The sequence below is a fragment of the Flavobacterium sp. genome (assembly GCF_003525665.1).
Classification (GTDB): Bacteria; Bacteroidota; Bacteroidia; order Flavobacteriales; family Flavobacteriaceae; genus Flavobacterium.
The window spans coordinates 165-3,756 of record NZ_DQDX01000050.1 but is presented as its reverse complement, the minus strand read 5'-3'; the positions used below and the strand labels follow the sequence as shown (position 1 = coordinate 3,756).

Sequence of the window (3,592 nt, the reverse complement as noted above, 5' to 3'; positions counted from 1 at the left end):
ATGGTGCTTTTGATTATGTTTTAAAACCATGGGAAAACGAAAAATTGCTTTCGGTTGTAAAGCAAGCGGTTGATGAATCGCGAAAACAACAGAAAAAACTTGATAAAAATGTGGTCGAATCTTTTTTTATTGGAAATTCTGAAACCATAAAAAAATCGTATTCACTTGCTGATAAAGTAGCGAAAACCGATGCAAATGTTTTAATTTTAGGAGAAAACGGAACCGGGAAATATGTAATGGCAAACTACATTCACCAACAATCTGAACGTAAAAATAACACTTTTATGGCTGTTGATTTGGGTGCGTTGAGTGATTCTATATTTGAAAGCGAATTGTTTGGTTATGCAAAAGGTGCGTTTACCGATGCAAAAATGGACACGCCAGGACGATTTGAAATGGCACAAAATGGAACTATTTTTCTGGATGAAATAGGAAATGTTCCGTTGCATTTGCAGTCTAAATTGTTGCAAGTTATTCAGACGAAAACGGTTACTAGATTAGGCGAATCCAAACCAAGAAATTTGAATGTTAGGATTATCACCGCAACAAATTTGAATTTGAAACAAGAAGTTGCTGATAAAAATTTTCGAGAAGATTTGTATTACCGAATCAATACGATGGAAATTATTTTGCCGCCACTGCGAGAACGATTGGAAGATAAAATTCCGTTAGCGCAATTTCTTCTGCAAAAAATGATTGACAAATACGATAGAAATGATGTTGTTTTTGAGGAATCAGCTTTAACTAAAATTCAGCAGCACGCTTGGAACGGAAATATCCGTGAGATGGAAAACCGAATTGAACGCGCCATAATTTTGTGTGAGAACAATTCTATTTCGGCTTCCGATTTGGATTTGGATGAAATTACCTCGTACGATAAAAACAACGACGATTTACAACTTTCTGATATTGAAAAAAACACCATCGAAAAAGTATTGGCTAAAAATAATCAGAATATCAGCAAATCGGCAGAAGAATTGGGATTATCAAGAGCATCGCTATATCGAAGAATGGAAAAATATAACATTAGCAACTAATACTATGTTTCAATCTTTAAAAATTTACAACCAGCTTTTCATAAGATTACTTGTGATTCTTGTTGGCGTTGTACTAAGTTTTTATCTGCTTCAAAAAGGCTTGATTTATAGTGCTGTATTTTCATTTTTTGTGGTTGTTTTGTTGGTATTTGAATTGTATCGGTATTTAAAAAATGCTTTTTTGTTATACGACAAAACGATTTTGGCAATTTTACAAAACGACTTTTCTGCAGATTTTTCTAAACATAAATCCTTTAAAAATTATGCAACTCTTTTCAAATTATATGATACTCTGAAGCACAAGCAAAACGATCAGGTTTCTAAAGATATCATTTACAGTTCGATTTTAAATAATATCGAAACCGGAATTTTAATCCTTCAAAAAGAAGAAAACGATTGGAATATCTTTTTAATGAACGAGTATTTCTCCAAACATTTTACGGTTCCAAAAGTTTCAAAATGGAGTTATTTACGAAATCAGTTGCCATCGCTTTGCGGTATTATTGAAGAGCAAAGTTTTGAGGAAATTAAAACTTCTTTGCAAATTAGAGTCAACAATCAGGACACGCAAACCTTTGTAATGCAATCTTCCAGAAGCAAGACTTTCAATCAGGATTACTATATTGTGTTGCTCGATTCCATCCAAAAAGTAGTTGAAAAAACCGAAAAAGAGGCTTGGGTGAATTTGATGAAAGTCATTTCGCACGAGTTGTTGAATTCGCTTACGCCTATTCGTTCGTTATCGCAAAATTTACAGGAATTGGTTCAGCAAGAATCGCTTTCGCAAGAAGATTTGGAAGACATGAAACAAAGCGTTTTTACCATGTTAAACCGAAGCGACCATTTGCAGAAATTTGTAGAAAGCTATCGAAAATTAGCAATGTTACCAACTCCAAAAAAAGAAAGAGTCGAATTATCGCAATTAATTGAAACCACTTTGCAATTGATGGCGCCATTGTTTAAGCAAGAGAAAATTGAAGTTTCTAATACAATTGCATTCAATAGATGGTTGGAAATTGATAAAAATCAGATGGAGCAAGTAATTATAAATTTACTTACAAATAGTATTTATGCTCTATCTGATCAAGTTGAAAAGCAAATTATAATCGCAGCAGAAGTTAAAGAAAAACGCATTTTTATAACAATTACCGATACTGGAAACGGAATTGACACCGAAATTGAAGACAAGGTTTTCCTTCCGTTTTTCACCACTAGAAAAGAAGGCGCAGGAATTGGATTGACGTTATCTAAAAGTATTGTTGAAGCGCACGGTGGTTATTTGGCATTCCAAAACGAAAATGACACAACTAGTTTTGTGATTTGTTTGGTTGAATAGTTTTGTAATTATTTGTAAATTTTTCAAAAATTAGGAAATAATTACACATAAAAATAAAATTTAAAGATGGGATTAACTATTCATTATAACGGGAAATTAAAAAATGCAAATGATTTAAAATCGTTAATTGACGATGTAAAAGATGTTGCAATAGCCGAAAAATGGGATTATTTTGTTTTTGAAGATCAATTTGAAAACAACTCTTTTTCAGAAATTATCGATAGAGAAAATCTTTATGGCATAATGATAACTCCGCCAAAATCTGAACCATTTTCCATGTCATTTTTATCAAACGGAAGAATGAGTAGCATACTCAATTTTAATGTAATGCAACTTGAAAATGAAATCAACGAAGACTTGGTTTATGCAGTGTTTACTAAAACGCAATATTCTGGATATGAAAACCATAAAAAATTAATTTTACTTTTAGACTTTATCAGCAAAAGATATTTAGAAGATTTCGAATGCAAAGATGACGGCTATTATTGGGAATCTAGAGATGAAGATTTACTTAAAAAAACATTTGAAAAATACACCAATTTAATTGATGGTTTTACAAGTTCAATTGAAATGATTCCAATGAATGAAGGTGAAAATTTGGAAGATTATTTAATCCGATTAGCATCGATAACAAATAAAAATTTAAAATAATTACAAGTTAATTTCCGGCATCCAAAAAACCTTTTCAAAATCTACAATTTGATTATCAACCACTTCAATTCCTTCGTTTTCTAGAAGTTGTTGCATTAAATTGGTTCCATCAAAATGATGTTTTCCCGAAAGTAATCCTTTTCTATTTACAACACGATGTGCTGGAATATCTTCACGATTATGACTGGCGTTCATCGCCCAACCGACCATTCTCGCGGATCTAGCCGTTCCTAATGCTTTGCCAATTGCTCCGTAAGAAGTTACTCTTCCGTAGGGAATTTGACGAGCAATTTCATAAACGCGCTCAAAGAAATTTTCTTCCATTAGAAATGAAATTGTATCACGTTGTACAAAGTTAACAAGGCAACAATTGCAGTTATGATTCCGATGATTTTGTTCATATTTTGCATAAAATAATCGGCTTTGCTTTTCATTTTATTAAAAAACAAAACGTACAAATAAAACACAAAAAGCGAACCCAAAACCACGCCAATTACCAAACTACATATTGAGCAAGGTATAAAATCGAAAATATTACACGACGCCAATGTTACGCTCCCAAAAACAT

Annotated in this window: 4 protein-coding genes and 1 pseudogene; 3 read left to right on the top strand and 2 right to left on the bottom strand. The window is 32.4% G+C overall.

What is annotated here, in order from left to right; genetic code table 11:
* The 3 genes from DIU01_RS03445 to DIU01_RS03435 form a co-directional block, all read left to right on the top strand.
* Window positions 1-1,037 (top strand): sigma-54-dependent Fis family transcriptional regulator (locus DIU01_RS03445; RefSeq protein WP_290831850.1); only part of this gene is annotated, 1,037 nt, incomplete at its 5' end.
* Between the two features lie 181 nt (window positions 1,038-1,218).
* The gene (locus DIU01_RS03440) at window positions 1,219-2,373 is read left to right on the top strand and encodes a PAS domain-containing sensor histidine kinase (RefSeq protein ID WP_290831849.1); all 1,155 of its coding nucleotides are present in this window, start codon (window positions 1,219-1,221) and stop codon (window positions 2,371-2,373) included.
* Window positions 2,374-2,439: 66 nt separating this feature from the next.
* Window positions 2,440-3,024, top strand: coding sequence for a hypothetical protein (locus DIU01_RS03435; RefSeq protein WP_290831848.1), 585 nt, complete (start codon window positions 2,440-2,442; stop codon window positions 3,022-3,024).
* Here the strand turns inward: DIU01_RS03435 and DIU01_RS03430 are convergent, their stop codons facing one another.
* Together DIU01_RS03430 and DIU01_RS03425 are read right to left on the bottom strand one after the other, a co-directional pair.
* Window positions 3,025-3,348 carry an MGMT family protein gene (locus DIU01_RS03430; protein WP_290831847.1) on the bottom strand — a complete coding sequence of 108 codons (324 nt, stop codon included), beginning with the start codon at window positions 3,346-3,348 and terminating at the stop codon, window positions 3,025-3,027.
* Window positions 3,348-3,592 (bottom strand): annotated as a pseudogene (locus tag DIU01_RS03425) (lysine transporter LysE); the annotation flags it as partial. The gene DIU01_RS03430 and the pseudogene DIU01_RS03425, both read right to left, overlap by 1 nt.

Coding starts and splice junctions, on each gene's coding strand:
- DIU01_RS03435 (WP_290831848.1), top strand. CDS start 2,440: ATGGGATTAACTATTCATTATAACGGGAAATTAAAAAATGCAAATGAT.
- DIU01_RS03430 (WP_290831847.1), bottom strand. CDS start 3,348: ATGGAAGAAAATTTCTTTGAGCGCGTTTATGAAATTGCTCGTCAAATT.